At 54.2% G+C, this 19,238-nt stretch carries 16 protein-coding genes; 11 read left to right on the plus strand and 5 right to left on the minus strand.

Annotated features, from left to right (window positions below):
- Nucleotide 1 precedes the first annotated feature (1 nt).
- Both HV213_RS24135 and aroD read left to right on the plus strand, forming a co-directional pair.
- Nucleotides 2–1,216 (plus strand): MFS transporter, encoded by a 1,215-nt coding sequence (locus tag HV213_RS24135; RefSeq protein WP_181483609.1) that lies wholly within the window; start codon nt 2–4, stop codon nt 1,214–1,216.
- A 33-nt stretch (nt 1,217–1,249) separates the two neighbouring features.
- A complete protein-coding gene (aroD, locus tag HV213_RS24140; protein ID WP_112215539.1) occupies nt 1,250–2,005 on the plus strand; it encodes a type I 3-dehydroquinate dehydratase in 756 nt (251 codons plus the stop codon).
- Between the two features lie 172 nt (nt 2,006–2,177).
- On the opposite strand, the gene HV213_RS24145 is transcribed toward aroD, so the two are convergent.
- Entirely contained in the window at nt 2,178–3,074 is an 897-nt protein-coding gene (locus HV213_RS24145) for a LysR family transcriptional regulator (RefSeq protein WP_110272580.1), read from the minus strand.
- Nucleotides 3,075–3,306: 232 nt separating this feature from the next.
- Here HV213_RS24145 and HV213_RS24150 point away from each other — a divergent pair, with 232 nt between their 5' ends.
- Nucleotides 3,307–4,617: an MFS transporter gene (locus HV213_RS24150; RefSeq protein ID WP_181483610.1), complete on the plus strand. Its 1,311-nt coding sequence runs from the start codon at nt 3,307–3,309 to the stop codon at nt 4,615–4,617.
- Between the two features lie 53 nt (nt 4,618–4,670).
- On the opposite strand, the gene HV213_RS24155 is transcribed toward HV213_RS24150, so the two are convergent.
- Complete coding sequence (locus HV213_RS24155; protein ID WP_181483611.1) at nt 4,671–5,855, minus strand: sugar efflux transporter; 1,185 nt, start codon at nt 5,853–5,855, stop codon at nt 4,671–4,673.
- 229 nt (nt 5,856–6,084) lie between these two features.
- Complete coding sequence (gene sgrT / locus HV213_RS24160) at nt 6,085–6,237, minus strand: glucose uptake inhibitor SgrT (protein WP_181483612.1); 153 nt, start codon at nt 6,235–6,237, stop codon at nt 6,085–6,087.
- An 87-nt stretch (nt 6,238–6,324) separates the two neighbouring features.
- Between sgrT and sgrR the strand changes: the two genes are divergently transcribed.
- The 4 genes from sgrR (at nt 6,325) to thiQ (ending at nt 11,524) form a co-directional block, all read left to right on the plus strand.
- On the plus strand, nt 6,325–7,980 hold the full coding sequence (gene sgrR, locus HV213_RS24165) for an HTH-type transcriptional regulator SgrR (protein ID WP_181483613.1): 1,656 nt from the start codon (nt 6,325–6,327) through the stop codon (nt 7,978–7,980).
- Between the two features lie 289 nt (nt 7,981–8,269).
- Nucleotides 8,270–9,253 carry a thiamine ABC transporter substrate binding subunit gene (thiB, locus tag HV213_RS24170; RefSeq protein ID WP_181483614.1) on the plus strand — a complete coding sequence of 328 codons (984 nt, stop codon included), beginning with the start codon at nt 8,270–8,272 and terminating at the stop codon, nt 9,251–9,253.
- Nucleotides 9,229–10,839 (plus strand): thiamine/thiamine pyrophosphate ABC transporter permease ThiP, encoded by a 1,611-nt coding sequence (gene thiP, locus HV213_RS24175; protein ID WP_181483615.1) that lies wholly within the window; start codon nt 9,229–9,231, stop codon nt 10,837–10,839. Before thiB ends, thiP begins: the two co-directional genes overlap by 25 nt.
- Nucleotides 10,823–11,524, plus strand: coding sequence for a thiamine ABC transporter ATP-binding protein ThiQ (gene thiQ / locus HV213_RS24180; RefSeq protein WP_181483616.1), 702 nt, complete (start codon nt 10,823–10,825; stop codon nt 11,522–11,524). Before thiP ends, thiQ begins: the two co-directional genes overlap by 17 nt.
- Here thiQ and HV213_RS24185 read toward each other — a convergent pair.
- Together HV213_RS24185 and araC are read right to left on the minus strand one after the other, a co-directional pair.
- The gene (locus HV213_RS24185) at nt 11,511–12,278 is read right to left on the minus strand and encodes a DedA family protein (RefSeq protein WP_142512322.1); all 768 of its coding nucleotides are present in this window, start codon (nt 12,276–12,278) and stop codon (nt 11,511–11,513) included. The two genes, thiQ and HV213_RS24185, sit on opposite strands and share 14 nt — an antisense overlap.
- 128 nt (nt 12,279–12,406) lie before the next feature.
- Nucleotides 12,407–13,252 (minus strand): arabinose operon transcriptional regulator AraC, encoded by an 846-nt coding sequence (gene araC, locus HV213_RS24190; protein ID WP_110272589.1) that lies wholly within the window; start codon nt 13,250–13,252, stop codon nt 12,407–12,409.
- Nucleotides 13,253–13,589: 337 nt separating this feature from the next.
- On the opposite strand from araC, the gene araB reads away from it, so the two are divergent.
- From araB to HV213_RS24210, 4 genes are all read left to right on the plus strand, one after another.
- Nucleotides 13,590–15,299: a ribulokinase gene (gene araB, locus HV213_RS24195; RefSeq protein ID WP_181483617.1), complete on the plus strand. Its 1,710-nt coding sequence runs from the start codon at nt 13,590–13,592 to the stop codon at nt 15,297–15,299.
- 10 nt (nt 15,300–15,309) lie between these two features.
- Nucleotides 15,310–16,812 carry an L-arabinose isomerase gene (gene araA / locus HV213_RS24200; protein WP_110272591.1) on the plus strand — a complete coding sequence of 501 codons (1,503 nt, stop codon included), beginning with the start codon at nt 15,310–15,312 and terminating at the stop codon, nt 16,810–16,812.
- 186 nt (nt 16,813–16,998) lie between these two features.
- A complete protein-coding gene (gene araD / locus HV213_RS24205; protein ID WP_181483618.1) occupies nt 16,999–17,694 on the plus strand; it encodes an L-ribulose-5-phosphate 4-epimerase in 696 nt (231 codons plus the stop codon).
- 140 nt (nt 17,695–17,834) lie between these two features.
- On the plus strand, nt 17,835–18,857 hold the full coding sequence (locus tag HV213_RS24210) for an IS110 family RNA-guided transposase (protein ID WP_181485196.1): 1,023 nt from the start codon (nt 17,835–17,837) through the stop codon (nt 18,855–18,857).
- Nucleotides 18,858–19,238: the final 381 nt, after the last annotated feature.

The following is a 19,238-nucleotide window of genomic DNA, read 5'->3' on the forward strand; positions in this document are numbered from 1 at the left end:
GATGAAAAATAAATATGTCCCAACGGCAGCGGGGCTATACCTTAACTATCTGATCCATGGCATGGGGGTATTATTAATTACCCTCAATATGGCGAATTTACAGACGCAATGGGGAACCGACGCTGCCGGCGTCTCCATCGTCATATCGTCGCTAGGTATTGGTAAACTCGCCACGATCGTGACAGGATTCCTGTCCGATCGCTTTGGACGCAAACCCTTTATCTATCTCGGGATCGCCAGCTATCTGGTGTTTTTCCTCGGTATTTTACTGACGAAAAACATTTATATGGCCTACTTCTTCGGCATTATGGCCGGTCTGGCGAACAGCTTCCTCGATTCCGGAACCTATCCGGCGCTGATGGAGTCTTTCCCTAACTCCGCCAGCCGCGCGAACGTGCTGATTAAAGCCTTCGTCTCTGCCGGGCAGTTCCTGCTGCCGTTCATCATCGGTGCGCTGATATGGGCGAATATGTGGTATGGCTGGTCGTTTATCATCGCCGCGGCATTGATGGTTATAAGTGCCATCTATTTGATAAGAATGCCTTTCCCGGATCATCGGGCGAAAAAGGAAACCGTCGAAAAGTCGCAAGCAGTTACAGCGGCTCCGCAAGCTAATTCCAGCAAGCTGGATATGGTGATATTTACCCTGTACGGCTATATCGGGATGGCGACTTTCTATCTGGTTAGTCAATGGTTAGCACAGTACGGCGAGTTCGTTGCAGGGATCCCGCATGAGTCGGCAATTAAGCTGCTGAGTGTCTATACTGCCGGTTCTCTGACTTGCGTATTTGTCACCGCGGCCTTTGTCAAAGAGGTGTTCAGTTCGGCCATCGCCATGATCATCTATACCTTCCTGTCGATGATTTCATTGCTGATCGTCTGCTTGTTTCCCACGCCAATGGTGGTCACTGGGTTCGCCTTTATCATCGGCTTTGCCGCCGCTGGCGGTGTTCTGCAGATAGGCGCGACCATTATGGCGATGAGCTTTCCTAACGGAAAAGGCAAAGCCACTGGGATCTTTTATACCGCAGGGAGTCTGGCCAGCTTTACGATCCCGCTAATCACGGCAAAACTGTCGAAGATTGGTATCGCCAGCATTATGTGGTTTGATCTCCTGATCGCTATCGTCGGCTTTGTGATCGCTCTGTACATCGGTTATCGTCAGTTTCAGGCTCGCGCCGCTGCAAAAACATCTCATGTTGCAGCAACCGCCTGATGGTCAATGACAAAAAGAATAATGGATACCAACATGACTAAAGCAGTAACAGTAAAAAACATCACCTTCCAGGAAGGGGAAACCCTGATTTGCGTTCCGCTGATTGGTAAAACCATTGACGAACTGCAAGTCAATGCTCGCGCCCTGGCTACCGCCGGAGCCGACATTATCGAATGGCGTGTTGATCACTTCACGCAGGTTAGAGAAATTGAGCAGGTACTGTTGGCGTTGGGCGAAATTCGTCAATTGCTGAAAGACATTCCGCTGCTGTTCACCTTCCGCAGTAAAAAAGAGGGCGGCGAAACGGAAATTAGCGATGAAGCTTATTTTGAACTGAATCGCCAGGCGGCGGTTAGCGGGCTCGCTGACGTCATTGATGTCGAGCTATTCAATGATGAAGCACAGATTCGTTCACTGGTGAACGATGCCCATGCGGCTGGCGTAAAAGTCATCATGAGTAATCATGATTTCCATAAAACTCCAGCTCAGGAAGATATTATCTACCGCCTGCGTCGTATGCAGGACCTGGGTGCCGATTTACCGAAAATCGCCGTCATGCCGCAGTCGCCGCAGGATGTGTTAACCCTGCTGTCTGCAACCCTGACGATGAAAGAAAAATATGCAACCCGCCCATTAATTACCATGTCGATGGGTAAATCCGGCGGAGTTAGCCGGGTAACGGGTCGTTTGTTCGGTTCAGCAATGACCTTCGGTACCGTGGGTCAGGCGTCAGCACCGGGACAAATCGCCATTACTCAGCTGCGTGAGCTGATGGATATTCTGTCCTGATAAAACGGTGCCCGGAGGTTTCCTCCGGGCATCTATACCCGTCGTCTTTCAAGTTGCTTCTTTGTTGGCTACGTTCGTTCACCCCAGTCACTTACTTGAGTAAGCTCCCGGGGATTCTCTCTCTTGCCGCCTCAAAGCAACTCGAAATCCATTGGGTATATACTCCAGAGACTTAAATCATTTTTTGGCTGTCATTAATAATGACATTCTTAAACGACTGAATTGCAGGGGAAAGTACCCGCTCTTTCATCGTTGCCAGATAGATATAGCGTGGAGGAATCGCATTTTTAATCGTCAGGATATGCACGTTGTAGTACGAGAGTGCGGAAATTCGCGGCATAATCGCAATACCATAATCAATACTCACCAGCCCCGCCATCGCCGTATCCTCGTCAACGTAGCAAGCAATGTCCGGCACTAATTTTTGCTGCATAAATACGTTATCGATAAAAGGCCGCAGACCGCTATTTTCTGAAAAATAGACATAGGGATAATGAATCGTCTCAACCAGATCGACTTCATCATCATATAGCCTGGCAAGAGGATGATCTTTCGCCGTCACTACAACAAGTTCTTGCTGAATAATTGGAATAAAATCAATATCGGGTTCATCAGCAATATAAGAGCAAATGGCTAAATCAGTTTTTCCGGCCTTCAGCTCCTGCAGCAACGTTAGCGACGTGCCCTGAGTAAAAGAAAACGTCACATTGTGACAAGATGGTGAAAGTGAGTATTTATTAATTAACTGCGGAACAACAAACTCACCCATTGTATAAATAAAAGCAATACGAATATTCTCTTTGTTTTCCGCACTATTTTTTTGCAGCGTCATGCGACCATTTTCCAGAGAAGCCAGCGCATCTTCCACGTAGGGCAGAAAGCGTTTACCATTCTGTGTGATCTTGACATTTCGCCCTTTTCTGGCAAATAGCGCCACTCCCAGTTCTTTCTCCAGCTCAGATATGGCATGGCTTAAGGAGGGCTGGGTGATGAAAAGACTAGAGGCCGCCTCGGTGTAATGCTCGGTTTCTGCCAGTCGCTTAAAATAATAAAGTTGCTTTAGGTTCATTATTTTTGCTCGTATAATATAAGAATAAAACTAATGCACCTAATATACCATACAAGCCATCTATGATGAGTCGCAAAGGGAAAATATCGGCGTCGCATCAAATATTGTTTTGTTATTTTATTCATCACGTAACAAAGGATTGCAATATCATAGACTAAATCAATGGTTCAGTAGAATATTTTTGCATGTGTCAATATATGCAAAAATATTTTAAACTTTAAAGGAACTCTCAATGAGGATAAACGATGTTCAGGAAAGGCCTATTTCGCCACCGGCCACGCAGAAGCGAACCAAAACGCGAATTGTAATTTTAATGTTACTCTCTATTGGTACGATGATAAATTATCTTGATCGTACTATCCTTGGTATTGTTGCTCCTAAGTTAACAAGCGAAATACATATCGATCCGGCAATGATGGGCATCGTCTTTTCTGCTTTTGCCTGGACCTATGCGCTGGCACAAATCCCTGGCGGCATGTTTTTAGATCGCTTTGGTAACAAATTAACCTACGCGCTTTCAATTTTTTTCTGGTCAACCTTCACTCTATTACAAAGCTTTTCAGTCGGGTTAAAATCCTTATTGCTATTGCGTTTAGGTCTGGGAATCAGTGAAGCACCCTGTTTCCCGGTCAACAGTCGGGTCGTGAGTAAATGGTTTCCCCAACATGAACGCGCACGTGCAACGGCAACTTACACCGTCGGAGAATATATTGGCCTGGCGGCATTCTCTCCTTTACTCTTTATTATTCTTGAACATCACGGCTGGAGAACGTTATTTTTTATTACTGGTGGTTTAGGTATTGCCTTCACTTTTGTATGGTGGAAATTTTATCACGAACCGCATGAATCCAAAACCGCAAATAAAGCCGAACTGGAATATATCGGTTTAGAAAATACCGAGAAAGCGAATGAAAATGTCCCTTTCAACTGGCCCGATGCAAAACGCTTACTGTGCTGCAGGCAAATCATTGGCGCCAGCCTTGGACAGTTTGCAGGCAATACTACGCTGGTTTTCTTCCTGACCTGGTTCCCCACCTATCTGGCCAATGAGCGCCATTTGCCATGGCTTCACGTTGGTTTCTTCGCCTCCTGGCCATTTATGGCAGCGGCTGTTGGCATTCTTTTCGGTGGCTGGGTCTCCGACAAAATATTAAGAAAAACTAAGTCTGTAAATATTAGTCGAAAATTACCCATTATTTCAGGGCTGTTGCTTTCCAGCTGTATCATCGCGGCTAACTGGGTGGAGAGTAACACTGCGGTCATTATTATTATGTCAATAGCCTTCTTTGGTCAGGGGATGGTTGGACTGGGTTGGACGCTAATTTCAGATATTGCCCCTAAAAATATGGCTGGGCTTACTGGTGGGATCTTCAACTTTTGCGCAAATATGGCGTCGATCATTACCCCATTAATTATTGGCGTCATCATATCGATGACCGGTAATTTCTTCTACGCACTCATTTATATTGGTCTGACGGCATTTATTGGCGTGTTCGCCTATATCTTTATTATCGGCGATATCAAACGGATTGTGTTGAAATAGCAAATCAGGTGAAACTATCCCGGCAGGCATCACCTGCCGGGGTAGCTAAGTCATTAGATATCCTTAACTTTACAGGTCATAAACAGCGTCACCAGCGAAATAGCGGCAATGGTCCAGTAAACGCTGGCGTGTCCATAGCTCTGCGATACCGCCCCCTGAATGACCCCAGCCAGAATCACCCCAGTGGAGATACTGTTGGTGAACAGCGTCGTTGCCGCCCCTGCCCTTCCGGGCATCAGGTCCTGAAACCACAGCATACCAATCCCGGCGACGATGCCAATAAACACGGCGTTAAACAACTGTAGTGCCAGCAACGCCACTCGGTCGTGAAACAGAATCAGGCCGACATAAAACAGCACGCCTGCCGCAACCGCCGTCACCATCATATTGCGTTTGCCCCAGCGCTTAACGTAGTAGCCCGCCAGAATCATTGCCGGAATTTCCAGCCCGGCGGCAGTCCCCATCAAAATCCCCGCAAGACTATCCGGCAGACCCAGATCGCTGCTAATCCACAATGGCATATCGATGATATACATGGTGTTGCAGGTCCACATCAGGGTAGAGGCGATAAACAGCATACGCACGTTTTTATCGTGCCATCCCCCAGCTTGTTGCAATACTTCGGCGCCTTCCGAAGGCTGCTCAACGCGGGCGACCGAGGGCAACTTGAAGGCGATCAGCACCAGACTGATGACAAAAATGCCCGCCGCTATCGTAAACATGGTGGTAAAGCCGTAATTCAGCGCCAACATAAAAGCCAGCGGTGGGCCAATCACCCACGCCAGCGAGAGCTGAGCACGCATTATCGAACTGAACATCACCACTTCACGCGCCGAACTATCGGCATATTCCCGCGCCAGCGCAAAAAGCTGCGGCATCGCGGCATTCGCCACCGAAGCCAGCATCACCCCGCAGGTAATCAGCGTCAGATAATGGCGATTAAATGCAAACAGCAGCGCATTGCCTACCGCCATCAGGCAGCAGAACATAATCAAGCGCCGACGATCGCCCCGGCTATCGGAGCGCTTGGCCAGCGCCAGGCTGACCAGAATCCCGGCAATCGCGTTAACCGTATAGAAAAGCCCCACCCAGAAAGGCTGTGCGCCCACTTCGCGGCTAAGAAATAAACTGAGCGTTGGCGCCTGCAGCGCGCCAGCGATTCCCATCATGAAAGCGACCAGCATAAAAGCGGCGTAAACGCCGTTAAGACGTCGCCCCATCGTCATTAACCACAGCATGTCATGTCCTTAAACCACGCGAAGAAAACGAAAAAAGCCAGCAGAGGTTTTCTGCTGGCGGGTGATTCTATACTCTATGGATTTCGAGTTGCGGGCAGGCGGCCAGAACGTAAGTCCCTGGGAACATAGATAACTATGTGACCTGGGCGAGCGGGCGCAGCCAACGCACCTGCAGCTTGAAAGACGACGAGTATAACACCAATACTCAGTCACACATGATGTCTGCAAGTCAATGATCAGAGGTCTGCGACGTAACTCCCCACTGCATCAGCTCGCCAAGAATTTTCTGCTGTCTTCCTGCCATCAGGCGGGCCAGCCAGGACGCATCCTGCGTCGCAGAAAAGTAGCGTAGGTAGAACTGTTTTGTGGTTGACCTCATCATATTCACCTCCTCACTTCATCGGGGTTAATTATTGACTTAATATAGGAAGTAATAAATTGCTGAGTTTTTATCAGGAGTTCCTCTTTTATGTCTTCCGGTCGTTTACAACAGCAGTTCATCCGCTTATGGCAGTGCTGCGACGGCAAGTCGCAGGAGACAACGCTTAATGAGCTGGCAGATATGTTGAGCTGCTCGCGTCGTCATATGCGTACCTTACTGAATATGATGGAAGAGCGCGGCTGGCTGACCTGGGAGGCGGAGGTCGGGCGCGGTAAGCGCTCCCGGCTGGCTTTCCTCTATACCGGTCTCGCCTTGCAACAACAGCGAGCGGAAGACCTGCTTGAGCAGGACAGAATCGATCAACTGGTGCAGTTGGTTGGCGATAAAGCCGCCGTCCGGCAAATGCTGGTTTCCCATCTCGGCCGCAGCTTCCGTCAGGGGCGGCACATCCTGCGCGTACTTTACTACCGTCCGATGAAAAATCTGCTGCCTGGTAGCGCGCTGCGCCGCTCGGAAACGCACATCGCCCGGCAGATTTTTAGCGCCCTGACGCGAGTAAATGAGGAAAATGGGGAACTGGAAGCGGATATAGCTCACCATTGGCAGCAAATTACCCCAACCCACTGGCGTTTTTTTCTGCGTCCTGGCATTCATTTTCATCATGGACGTGAACTGGAAATGGAAGATGTCATCACCTCCTTACAGCGTAGTAACGCGCTGCCGCTGTTCTCTCATATCGAGCGCATCGACTCCCCTACCGCATGGACGCTGGATATTCATCTCAGCCAACCCGACCGCTGGCTACCGTGGCTGCTCAGCCAGGTTCCAGCGATGATCCTGCCGCACGAGTGGCAAGCCATGGACAACTTCTCCAGCATCCCCATTGGTACCGGGCCGTACTCGGTCGTACGTAATAACCAGAACCAGCTTAAAATTCATGCCTTCGATGACTATTTCGGCTATCGGGCGCTGATTGATGAAGTTAACGTCTGGGTGCTGCCGGAAATCAGCGAAGAACCCAATGGCGGATTAACGCTCCAGGGCACCACGGAGAGTGAAAAAGCAGTGGAAAGCCGTCTGGAAGAGGGTTGCTACTATCTGCTGTTCGACGCCCGCAGCCCGCTCGGCGGCAACACCGCGGTTCGCCAGTGGTTAAGCTACCTGTTCCAGCCCGCCAGCCTGCTCTATCACGCTGGTGAACATTATCAGGGCAACTGGTTCCCGGCCTACGGCCTGCTACCCCGCTGGCACCATGCGCGCAGCCACGCTTGCGAAAAACCGCCAGGCCTGGAGACGGTCAAGCTGACCTATTACCAGGACCACGTCGAGCATCGCTTGATCGGTGGGATTATGGCGACGCTGCTGGCCGAACATCAGGTCAAACTGGAAATTCAGGAGCTGGAGTACGAAGAGTGGCATCGCGGCGAAGTGGTCAGCGACGTGTGGCTCAATAGCGCCAACTTCACGTTACCGATCGATTTTTCCCTGTTTGCCTGGCTGTATGAAGTCCCGCTGATTCGCCACTGTATTCCCATTGATTGGGAGCAAGATGCCAGCCGTTGGCGCGCGGGAGAGCTTAATCCGGCCACCTGGAGCCAGCAGCTGTTGGCCAATCAAACCATTGTGCCGCTCATACACCATTGGCTGATGATCCAGGGGCAGCGCAGCATGCGCGGCGTGCGCATGAATACCCTCGGCTGGTTCGACTTTAAATCCGCGTGGTTTGCACCACCGGAGCCGTAAGGCTTTCCGTCAGCTAACAAAATCATTACACTAACTGCCGTTCTCAACGGGGTGCTAATAAACATACGCAATATCATTCGAGTTGCATCAAGGCAGCAAGCGGGTGAATCCCCTGGAGCATAGATAACTATGTGACTGGGGTGAACGCGCGAAGCTAACGCAGATGCGGCTTGAAGGATGAAGCGTATGGGCTGAGAAAATACCCGTCGAACCTGATCCGGATAACGCCGGCGAAGGGATTTGAGGCCCACTCAAAATCCTTTGCCACCCCTTTTTTCTGAGGTGCAAAGTGTTGAAAAAATTACTCCCGCTGCTGTTGCTGGTCGCCGCGCCCGTTTTCGCCAAACCACTCCTGACCGTTTATACCTACGACTCTTTCTCCGCCGACTGGGGTCCAGGTCCGGCGATTAAAAAAGCCTTTGAAGCCGACTGCAACTGCGAACTAAAGTTTGTGGCGCTGGAAGATGGCGTCTCGCTGCTCAACCGCCTGCGCATGGAAGGTAAAAACAGCAAAGCCGATGTCGTGCTTGGGCTGGATAACAACCTGCTGGAAGCTGCTTCCCAGAGCAAACTGTTCGCCAAAAGCGGCGTACCGGCTAGCGCGCTCAGCGTACCCGGCGGCTGGGACAACGACACCTTCGTCCCCTTTGATTACGGCTACTTCGCCTTTGTTTACGATAAAAACAAGCTCAAAAATCCGCCAAAAAGCCTGAAAGAACTGGTTGAGAGCGACCAGAAATGGCGGGTGATTTATGAAGATCCGCGCACCAGCACGCCGGGCCTTGGCCTGCTGCTGTGGATGCAAAAGGTCTACGGTGATAAAGCCCCGGAAGCCTGGCAGAAGCTGGCGGCAAAAACCGTTACCGTCACCAAAGGCTGGAGCGAAGCCTACGGCCTGTTCCTGAAAGGTGAAAGCGATCTGGTACTGAGCTACACCACCTCCCCGGCCTATCACATTATCGAAGAGAAGAAAGATAACTACGCCGCGGCGAACTTCGCTGAGGGCCACTATCTACAGGTCGAGGTTGCCGCCCGCACCGCAGCCAGCAAGCAGCCAGAGCTGGCGGAAAAATTCCTCAAATTTATGGTATCCCCTGGCTTCCAGAACGCTATCCCGACCGGCAACTGGATGTATCCGGTCACTCAGGTTGCGCTCCCGGCAGGCTTTGATGCGCTGATGAAACCGCAAACCACGCTTGAATTCACGCCGCAGCAGGTCGCCACTGACCGCCAGAACTGGATTAGCGCATGGCAACGCGCCGTCAGCCGCTAACTTTCGGCTGGCTTCTGCCGGGCCTGACGGCGGCCACTTTGTTGGTCGCCGTCGCGCTGGCCGCTTTTCTGGCGCTCTGGAACAGCGCACCGGATGCGGCCTGGCGTACGATCGTCAGCGATAGCTATCTCTGGCATGTGGTGCGTTTCTCCTTCTGGCAGGCGTTTCTTTCGGCCCTGCTTTCGGTAATTCCGGCGATTTTCCTCGCCCGCGCCCTCTATCGTCGACGCTTCCCCGGACGCACGCTGCTACTGCGTCTGTGCGCAATGACCTTAATCCTACCGGTGCTGGTCGCGGTGTTTGGTATTCTTAGCGTCTATGGCCGCCAGGGCTGGCTCGCCGAATTATTTAACGCTTTCGGCTGGCAGTGGGAGTTCTCGCCCTACGGGCTACAGGGGATCCTGCTGGCGCACGTGTTCTTTAATATGCCGATGGCCACGCGCCTGTTACTGCAGACGCTGGAGAATATCCCCGGCGAGCAGCGGCAAATCGCCGCCCAGCTCGGGATGCGCGGTTACGTCTTCTTCAGGCTGGTTGAATGGCCGTGGCTGCGTCGGCAAATTCCACCTGTCGCCGCGCTTATTTTTATGCTCTGCTTTGCCAGCTTTGCGACCGTGTTATCGCTGGGCGGCGGCCCGCGAGCCACCACCATCGAACTGGCGATTTACCAGGCGCTTAATTTTGACTACGACCCGGCGCGCGCCGCAATGCTGGCGCTTATCCAGATGATCTGTTGTCTCGGGCTGGTATTGCTCAGCCAGCGCCTGAGCAAAGCCCTTGCCATCGGGGCCAGCAACATCCACGGCTGGCGCGATCCCGACGACCGACTACACAGTCGCTTAAGCGATTTTGCGTTGATCACCGCGGCGCTGCTGCTTCTGCTACCTCCGCTGCTGGCGGTAATATTCGACGGTCTGAACAGCAATCTGTTTAGCGTGCTGCGCCAGCCCGCGCTATGGCAGGCGCTATGGACTTCACTGCGCATCGCCCTTGCTGCTGGCGTCTTAAGCGTCATTCTGACCATGATGCTGCTGTGGAGCAGCCGCGAGCTTCGCGCCCGCAGTTACCCGCTGGCCGGACAGGCGCTTGAACTCAGCGGGATGTTAATCCTCGCGATGCCCGGCATCGTGCTGGCGACAGGTTTCTTCCTGCTGCTCAATAACAGCGTGGGCCTGCCGGAATCCGCCGATGGCATCGTGATTTTCACCAATGCGCTAATGGCGATTCCCTATGCGCTTAAGGTGCTGGAAAACCCTATGCGCGACATCGCTACCCGCTATGGCACGCTGTGCCAGTCGTTGGGGATGCACGGTTTTACCCGCTTGCGGGTGGTTGAGCTTCGCGCTTTAAAACGTCCGCTGGCCCAGGCGCTGGCTTTTGCCTGCGTTCTGTCGATTGGCGATTTCGGTGTCGTGGCGCTGTTTGGCAACGAAAACTTCCGCACCCTGCCGTTCTACCTGTATCAGCAAATTGGCTCTTACCGTAGCCAGGACGGCGCCGTTACCGCCCTGCTGCTCCTGCTGCTGTGCTTTGTACTCTTTAGCGTGATTGAAAAACTTCCGGGGCGTGATGCTAAAACTGAATGATGTGACCTGGCTTTACCAGCATCTGCCGATGCGCTTTACGCTCGGCGTTGAACGCGGCGAGCGCATTGCGGTTCTTGGTCCCAGCGGCGCGGGGAAAAGCACGCTGCTAAACCTGATTGCCGGTTTTTTACCGCCCGCCAGCGGCAGTATCTCCATCGACGGCCAGTCCCATACCCATACGCCGCCCGCGAGCCGTCCGGTATCGATGCTGTTTCAGGAAAATAACCTCTTTAACCATCTGACCATTCGCCAGAATATTGCGCTCGGGATGAATCCGGGGCTTAAGTTAAATGCCGAACAGACAGACCGTTTGCAGGCTATTGCCGGGCAGATGGGTATCGATTCGCTGTTGGAACGCCTACCGGGCGAGTTGTCCGGCGGCCAACGGCAGCGTGCGGCGCTAGCGCGTTGTCTGGTGCGCAAGCAGCCGGTACTGTTGCTGGATGAACCCTTTTCAGCGCTCGATCCCGCTCTGCGCCAGGAAATGCTGGCGCTGGTCGCCGACGTTTGTCAGCAGCAGCAGTTGACGCTATTGATGGTGTCGCACAGCGTGGAAGATGCGGCGCGCATTGCACCGCGTTCAATCGTGGTCGCCGAGGGGAGAATCGCCTGGGATGGCACAACAGCCGAACTGCTCAGCGGCAACAGCAGCGCCTCGTCGCTATTGGGGATTAGCGCAAAATAACCTTATGCAGGATCTCAAGATAGACCGGCATCAGCGGATGGCGGAAGGCAAAAGTCAGCGCCACTCCGGCGGCAATTAGCATCAGCGGCGTCAGCCACAGCAGGCGCGAGCGCGGCAGGAAGCGGGTTAAGCGATCGCCCGAACTTTTGGCGCTGCGCCACAGTCGCCAGCACAACCACGCAGCCAGCCACGCCAACAGCGCCGCCCCCAGCAGCAACCACTTAAAGCTGGCGCTATGCTCGTCGGCCGGAATATCAATCGCCGCCCCGGCCAGAATTCCTGGTAAAAAGTAGAGCGGCGGCCACAGCAGACAGCCAATAATATTAGGCGGGATAAATTTCGCGACCGGCAGGTCGAGCATTCCGGCAACCATCGGCACCAGCGGGCGCGTCGGTCCAACGAATCGGCCAATCAAAATGGTGAACATACTGTGCTGATGCAGCGCATGTTCGGTTTTATCGAGCAGCGCTTTGTTTTTCTTCAAAAAAGACCAACGGTGCAGCGGCTTTTTAAAGCGCCAGCCAAGCCAGAACGAAATCCAGTCACCGAGCAAGCAACCAATAATCCCCGCCAGCCACGCCTGCCAGAAGTTAACTTCACCGCTGCCGATCAGCGCGCCCAATCCGGCCATCATTACCGTTCCCGGTAAGATAAGTCCCACCAGCGCCAGTGACTCCAGGAAGGCAACCAGCAGAACGGCTATCAGGGAATAGACCGTGGATTGAGTAATAAAGTGTTCCAGCAATGCTTGCATAATGTACCCGGTTTAAAAACGAAGCACGGATTCTCCGGAGCCGCCAATACTTCGTCAAGCCATCAATTGTTTGTATAGTTTACTGGCAGTGTTAATAATCCGGGTCATCATTTCACTTTCTTTACTTTTTATTCACATCCCGCGCGGAACTCACTCGGGCTGGCACCGGTGCATTTCTTAAAGACGCGCGAAAAGTAGAGTTGGTCCTCAAAGCCCACGTTGCGACCCACGGTGGCTATTGGCATCCTCGTGGTACTGAGCAGTAGCTTGGCCTGGCTAATTCGCTGATCTTCCCGCCATCCGAGTACGCTGATGCCCAGTTGCTGGCGGAACAGATGCGATAAGCGCGACGGCGACAGGCACACATGTTGGGCGACGCTGGCAATATCAAAATGGCTGTCCGCCAGATGATCGCTAATGTACTGGCAGGCATCGCGCACCCTGTTATCCAGCGGCGGGTGCAGCGATTCGTTAATTGCCTCCATGCGCCTTAGCAGCAGTTGCTCCATAAGGTTTATCGCCAGCAGCTCGGAATAACGCCCGGCCCCCTGCCCGGCATCAACAATTTGACCGAACAGCTCGCAAAAGCGCGTCTGCCACTGCTCATCGGGGCGAAAAAAACCGGTCTGGGCAAAAATCGTCGGCCAGTTCAGCCATTCATGCCAGTAGGCGCGCGGCCGGAAGTAAACCCACTGGTGATACCACTCCCGAGCGTCGGGATGGCGACCATAATGGTGAATTTCCCCCGGCGGGAACAGCAGCATATCGCCGGGTCGGCAGATAAATTGCTCTCCGTGGTTGTTGATTACCCCTTCGCCGCGGATCGTCAGGTTCAGAATATACCCCTTCATACCCAGCGGGCGGTCAATGAAGAAATCCAGATAGCCTTCTGCGTCAATTGGCGTCAGGCCCGTCACCAGATGGGCATTAAAGGAGTAACCCGGCAATAAAGGATCGTTTTGCGTTTCGGCCATAAAATCAGCTCTCCCGGAGACATTTTGGACACCAATTGTCCATACCTTGTATTTTATCGTCTGGCTGACAGCCCGTACTGCGACGTGGATTAGAAATCGAATTAAAACCCGCCTTCTCTCGGCAAAAACTGAGCACAGCGCACAATTCATACGCATTCAGCACATAACTGAAGTGTCTATAAATACGGCAGAAAAGTCCACATTGAATATTTGCACGGCGTCACACTTTGCGACCTCACAGCAATATAGTCCATAAGATTAGCGAATACAGCCTGACGGTTTTCGGCACGAATATCTACTGTTTCACCATGAATGTTTTTTAGCATGGAGTAACAGAATGGCAATTGCGATTGGCCTCGATTTTGGCAGTGATTCAGTACGCGCCCTGGCAGTGGAATGCGCGACCGGCGAAGAGCTCGCCGCAAGCGTCGAATGGTATCCGCGCTGGCAGGAGGGGCTGTTCTGCGATGGCCCGAACAATCGGTTCCGCCATCATCCACGTGATTACATTGAATCAATGGAAGCCGCGCTGAAAAGCGTCCTCGCGTCATTGACCGCCGAACAACGCGCCGCCGTCGTGGGTATCGGCGTCGACAGTACTGGCTCAACGCCCGCGCCGATTGATGCCGACGGCAACGTCCTGGCGTTACGCGAAGAGTTCGCCAACAACCCGAATGCCATGTTCGTACTGTGGAAAGACCACACGTCGGTGGAAGAGGCGGAGGCCATCACCCGTCTGTGCCACCAGCCAGGCAAAGAGGACTACTCTCGCTATATCGGCGGCATCTACTCCAGCGAGTGGTTCTGGGCCAAGATCCTCCATGTCACCCGCGAGGATAGCGCCGTTGCCGAGGCTGCGACTTCGTGGATTGAGCTGTGCGACTGGGTGCCAGCCCTGCTTTCCGGCACCACCCGCCCGCAAGATATTCGTCGTGGCCGCTGCAGCGCCGGGCACAAATCACTGTGGCACGATAGCTGGGGTGGCCTGCCGCCAGCCAGCTTCTTCGATGAACTCGACCCCATTCTTAACCAGAACCTGACCTGGCCGATGTTCAGCGAAACCTGGACCGCCGATTTACCTGTCGGCACGCTGACCGCCGAATGGGCGCAGCGTCTGGGCCTGACGCAAACCGTCACCATCTCCGGCGGCGCTTTCGACTGTCATATGGGCGCAGTCGGTGCTGGTGCCCAACCTAACGCGCTGGTCAAAGTTATCGGTACCTCAACCTGCGACATCCTGATTGCCGACAAACAAAGCGTTGGCGAACGTACGGTGAAAGGGATCTGCGGCCAGGTAGACGGTAGCGTGGTGCCCAACTTTATCGGTATGGAAGCCGGACAATCCGCTTTTGGCGACATCTATGCCTGGTTTGGCCGCATTCTTGGCTGGCCACTCGAGCAGTTGGCGCTCGCGCATCCGGAACTGAAAGAGCAGATCAAAGTTAGCCAAAAACAGCTGCTACCCGCCCTGACCGAAGCCTGGGCAAAAAACCCATCCCTCGATCATCTGCCGGTGGTGTTGGACTGGTTTAACGGTCGCCGCACACCAAACGCAAACCAGCGTTTGAAAGGGGTGATTACCGACCTGAACCTCGCCACCGACGCTCCGGCGCTGTTCGGCGGACTGATTGCCGCTACCGCTTTCGGCGCACGCGCCATTATGGAGTGCTTCACCGAACAGGGTATCCCGGTCAATAACGTGATGGCACTTGGCGGCATTGCGCGGAAAAACCAGGTAATCATGCAGGCCTGCTGCGATGTATTGAATCGCCCGCTGCAAATCGTCGCCTCCGATCAGTGCTGCGCCCTGGGCGCCGCCATCTTTGCCGCCGTCGCCGCTGGCGTGTACCGCGATATTCCGACCGCGCAGGAGAACATGGCCAGCCAGGTGGAAAGCACCTTGCAGCCGCGCCCTGAGCAGGCACAACGTTTCGAACAACTCTATCAGCGCTACCAGCAATGGTCGGTCAGCGCAGAACAACTCTATCTCCCTTCGACTGCAAAGGCGGAAACAGCCCCGCAATCCCAGGCAGCTCTCACCCATTAAGGACATGAAAATGACAATTTTTAATAACTATGAAGTGTGGTTCGTTATTGGTAGCCAGCATCTGTATGGCCCAGAAACGCTGCGTCAAGTCACGAAGCATGCCGAACATGTGGTGAATAGCCTCAATGCGGAAGCCAAACTGCCGTGCAAACTGGTGCTTAAACCGTTAGGCACCACCCCGGATGAAATCACCCATATTTGCCGCGACGCGAACTACGATGATAAGTGCGCCGGGATGGTGGTGTGGCTGCATACTTTCTCGCCTGCCAAAATGTGGATTAACGGCCTGACTATCCTCAATAAACCGCTGATGCAGTTCCATACCCAGTACAACGCGGCTCTGCCGTGGGACAGCATCGATATGGACTTTATGAACCTGAACCAGACCGCGCACGGCGGCCGCGAGTTCGGTTTTATCGGCGCGCGTATGCGTCAACAGCACAGCGTGGTAACCGGCCACTGGCAGGATCAGGAAGCTCATCAGCGCATCGGCTCATGGATGCGCCAGGCGGTATCGAAACAGGATACTCGCCATCTGAAAGTGTGCCGTTTCGGCGACAACATGCGTGAAGTGGCGGTCACTGACGGCGATAAAGTTGCCGCGCAAATCAAGTTCGGCTTCACGGTTAACACCTGGGCAGTGGGCGATCTGGTGCAGGTGGTCAACGCGGTCACTGAGGGTGAAATCAGCGCGCTGATCGATGAGTACGAAAGTACCTACCGACTGACGCCTGCGGCGCAAATCCACGGCGATAAGCGTCAGAACGTGATTGATGCCGCACGCATCGAACTGGGGATGAAGCGCTTCCTCGAACAAGGTGGGTTCCATGCGTTCACCACCACCTTTGAAGATTTACACGGCCTGAAGCAACTCCCGGGTCTGGCCGTACAACGTCTGATGCAGCAGGGCTACGGCTTTGCGGGCGAGGGCGACTGGAAAACCGCCGCTCTGCTTCGCATCATGAAGGTGATGGCAACTGGTCTGCAGGGCGGCACCTCCTTTATGGAGGATTACACCTACCACTTCGAGAAAGGCAACGATCTGGCGCTGGGCTCGCACATGCTGGAAGTCTGCCCGACCATCGCTACCGCCGAGAAACCGATTCTCGACGTGCAGCCGCTAGGCATCGGCGGTAAAGCCGATCCGGCTCGTATCATTTTCAACACCCAGACCGGCCCGGCGATCGTCGCCAGCATGATCGATCTCGGCGATCGTTATCGTCTGTTGGTTAACACCATTGAAACGGTGAAAACCCCGCACGATCTGCCGAAGCTGCCGGTGGCTAACGCCCTGTGGAAAGCCCATCCGGACCTGCGCACCGCGTCTGAAGCCTGGATTATCGCTGGCGGCGCGCACCACACCGTCTTCAGCCACGCGCTGACCCTGGACGATATGCGCCAGTTCGCCGAACTACAGGATATCGAGCTGACCGTGATTGATAACGAGACCCGTCTGCCGTCGTTCAAAGATGCGCTGCGCTGGAACGAAGTTTATTACGGTTCAAAACGTTAAGAGGCCGTTCCCCTCACCCTAACCCTCTCCCCAGCGGGGAGAGGGGACCGCTCGAGCGCAATGCCGCCTTTCTCCCTCTCCCTTCGGCTGAGGAGGAAAGTTCAAGCGCGGCCCGCCGTTCTCCCTCTCCCTTTGGGAGAGGGCCGGGTGAGGGAAACCTGACTCGCCTGCTATTTGGAGTACATTATGTTAGAAGATCTCAAACGCCAGGTCCTTGAAGCCAACCTGGCCCTGCCAAAGCACAATCTTGTCACCCTTACCTGGGGCAACGTCAGCGCCGTCGACCGTGAACAAGGCGTAATGGTGATTAAACCTTCCGGCGTCGACTACAGCGTGATGACCGCCGAAGATATGGTCGTGGTCAGCCTTGAGACTGGCGAAGTTGTTGAAGGCAAGAAAAAACCCTCTTCAGATACGCCAACTCACCGCCTGCTGTATCAAGCATTTCCAACGCTGGGGGGCATCGTCCACACCCATTCACGCCACGCCACCATCTGGGCGCAGGCCGGGCAGTCGATTCCCGCCACTGGTACCACCCACGCCGACTATTTCTACGGCGCGGTTCCCTGCACCCGCCTGATGACCGATGACGAAATCAACGGTGAATACGAGTGGGAAACGGGTGAAGTGATCGTCGAAACCTTCCGTGAAAAAGGCATCGATCCGGCGCAAATGCCCGGCGTACTGGTACACTCCCACGGCCCGTTTGCCTGGGGAAAAAACGCAGAAGACGCGGTGCATAACGCCATCGTGCTCGAAGAGATCGCCTATATGGGCATTTTCTGCCGCCAGCTGGCACCGCAATTACCAGATATGCAGCAAACGCTGCTGGATAAACACTATCTGCGTAAACACGGGGCGAAAGCCTATTACGGGCAGTAAAGCTCCACCGCATTCCCGGCTACAGGTTCACAGCCGTCTGCAGACTGGTAGCCCGATGTGATGGACACCTCCCACCTTACGGCATCAGAACGTGCCAGACTGGAAGTGTTACCTGCAGTCCACAGGAGGAGGTGTCCACCATGAATATTAAACGTATCGGTCTTGACCTGGCAAAAAATGTCTTTCAGATCCATGCTGTGGATCACCATGAACATGTCGTCGTGCGGAAATCTCTCCGCCGCGCCCACATGCACGCTTATTTCTCTCAGCTGGCTCCCTGCACCGTCGGGATTGAAGCCTGCGCGTCATCCCACTACTGGGCCCGCGAACTCACCCGCATGGGACATACCGTGCACATTATTCCCCCGAAGTTTGTTAAGCCCTACCTCAGGGGCAACAAGAATGATGCCAACGATGCCGAAGCCATCTGTGAAGCCATCAGCCGCCCCGCCATGCGCTTCGTCGCGGTTAAGACAGAGCGCCAGCAGACTCTTCAGGCTGAGCATCGCGTGCGGGCCAGAGTGATAAAAAGCCGCACGGCGCTGTGCAACGAGATACGGGGCTTTCTGGGCGAATTCGGCGTGGTGCTGCCGGTCGGCATCAGCCAGTTGCGTAAGGCGCTGCCGGAGATACTGTCACAGCAGGAGCAGTGGGATGACCGGTTTATGCGCCTGCTGTGCGAGCTGGCCGAAGAGCTGCGGATGCTGGATGACCGGGTGGCGGGGCATGACCGGCGGCTCGCAGAGGCGGCGCGGGAAGATATCTGCATCCAGCGGCTGATGAAAATAGAAGGTATCGGCGTGATAACCGCCAGCGCGATGGTGGCGTTGTTGGGTGACGCGACGCAGTTTAAGAACGGTCGGGAGATGGCGGCTTATGTGGGGCTGGTTCCCCGGCAGCACTCAAGCGGCGGTAAGCAGCAGCTGGGGCATATCAGCAAGCGGGGTGACAGCTACCTGCGTACGCTGGTCATCCACGGGGCACGGTCAGTTCTGAAGACATGTGCAGGCAAAGAAGACCGGCGGAGCCAGTGGCTGCAGTCGGTGGTGGAAAGACGGAACCGGAATATCGCGACGGTGGCGCTGGCGAACAAGAATGTGCGGATAGCGTGGGCGGTGATGAGTCGCGGAGAAGATTACCATGGCTCACGGGTCGCCGGTTAACCGACGCCCCGTGAGCCATGCAGTAAAAAGAGCAGTAACCCTGTCGTGAGATTGCGAAGCGATTTAGCGTGATGAGTAACCGGTAAGACCAGCACCTGAGAAATCCGGCCTGTCCGAAGGCTCCCTGCGAAGCAAAGCCGATAGCCCGAAAGGAAGCAGGTGCGCAGAACACATCATGGCCCGGGTACGACGGTACCGAACGAGAGGCCGGATATACGAACGCAACTTACCCTGGTGACTCACACAAAAAATAGCTTGCATCACGGGAGGTGTCCATATACGGACAGGTGCGAAGCGCCGCCTCCGGGAACGGATGCCCGTCACACCTGTATAAAACCCCAGCACCGTTACGCGAACCAGGCTATAATCAGGCCTGGTTTT

It is taken from the genome of Klebsiella sp. RHBSTW-00484, assembly GCF_013705725.1.
In the GTDB taxonomy this organism is placed as follows: Bacteria; Pseudomonadota; Gammaproteobacteria; order Enterobacterales; family Enterobacteriaceae; genus Klebsiella.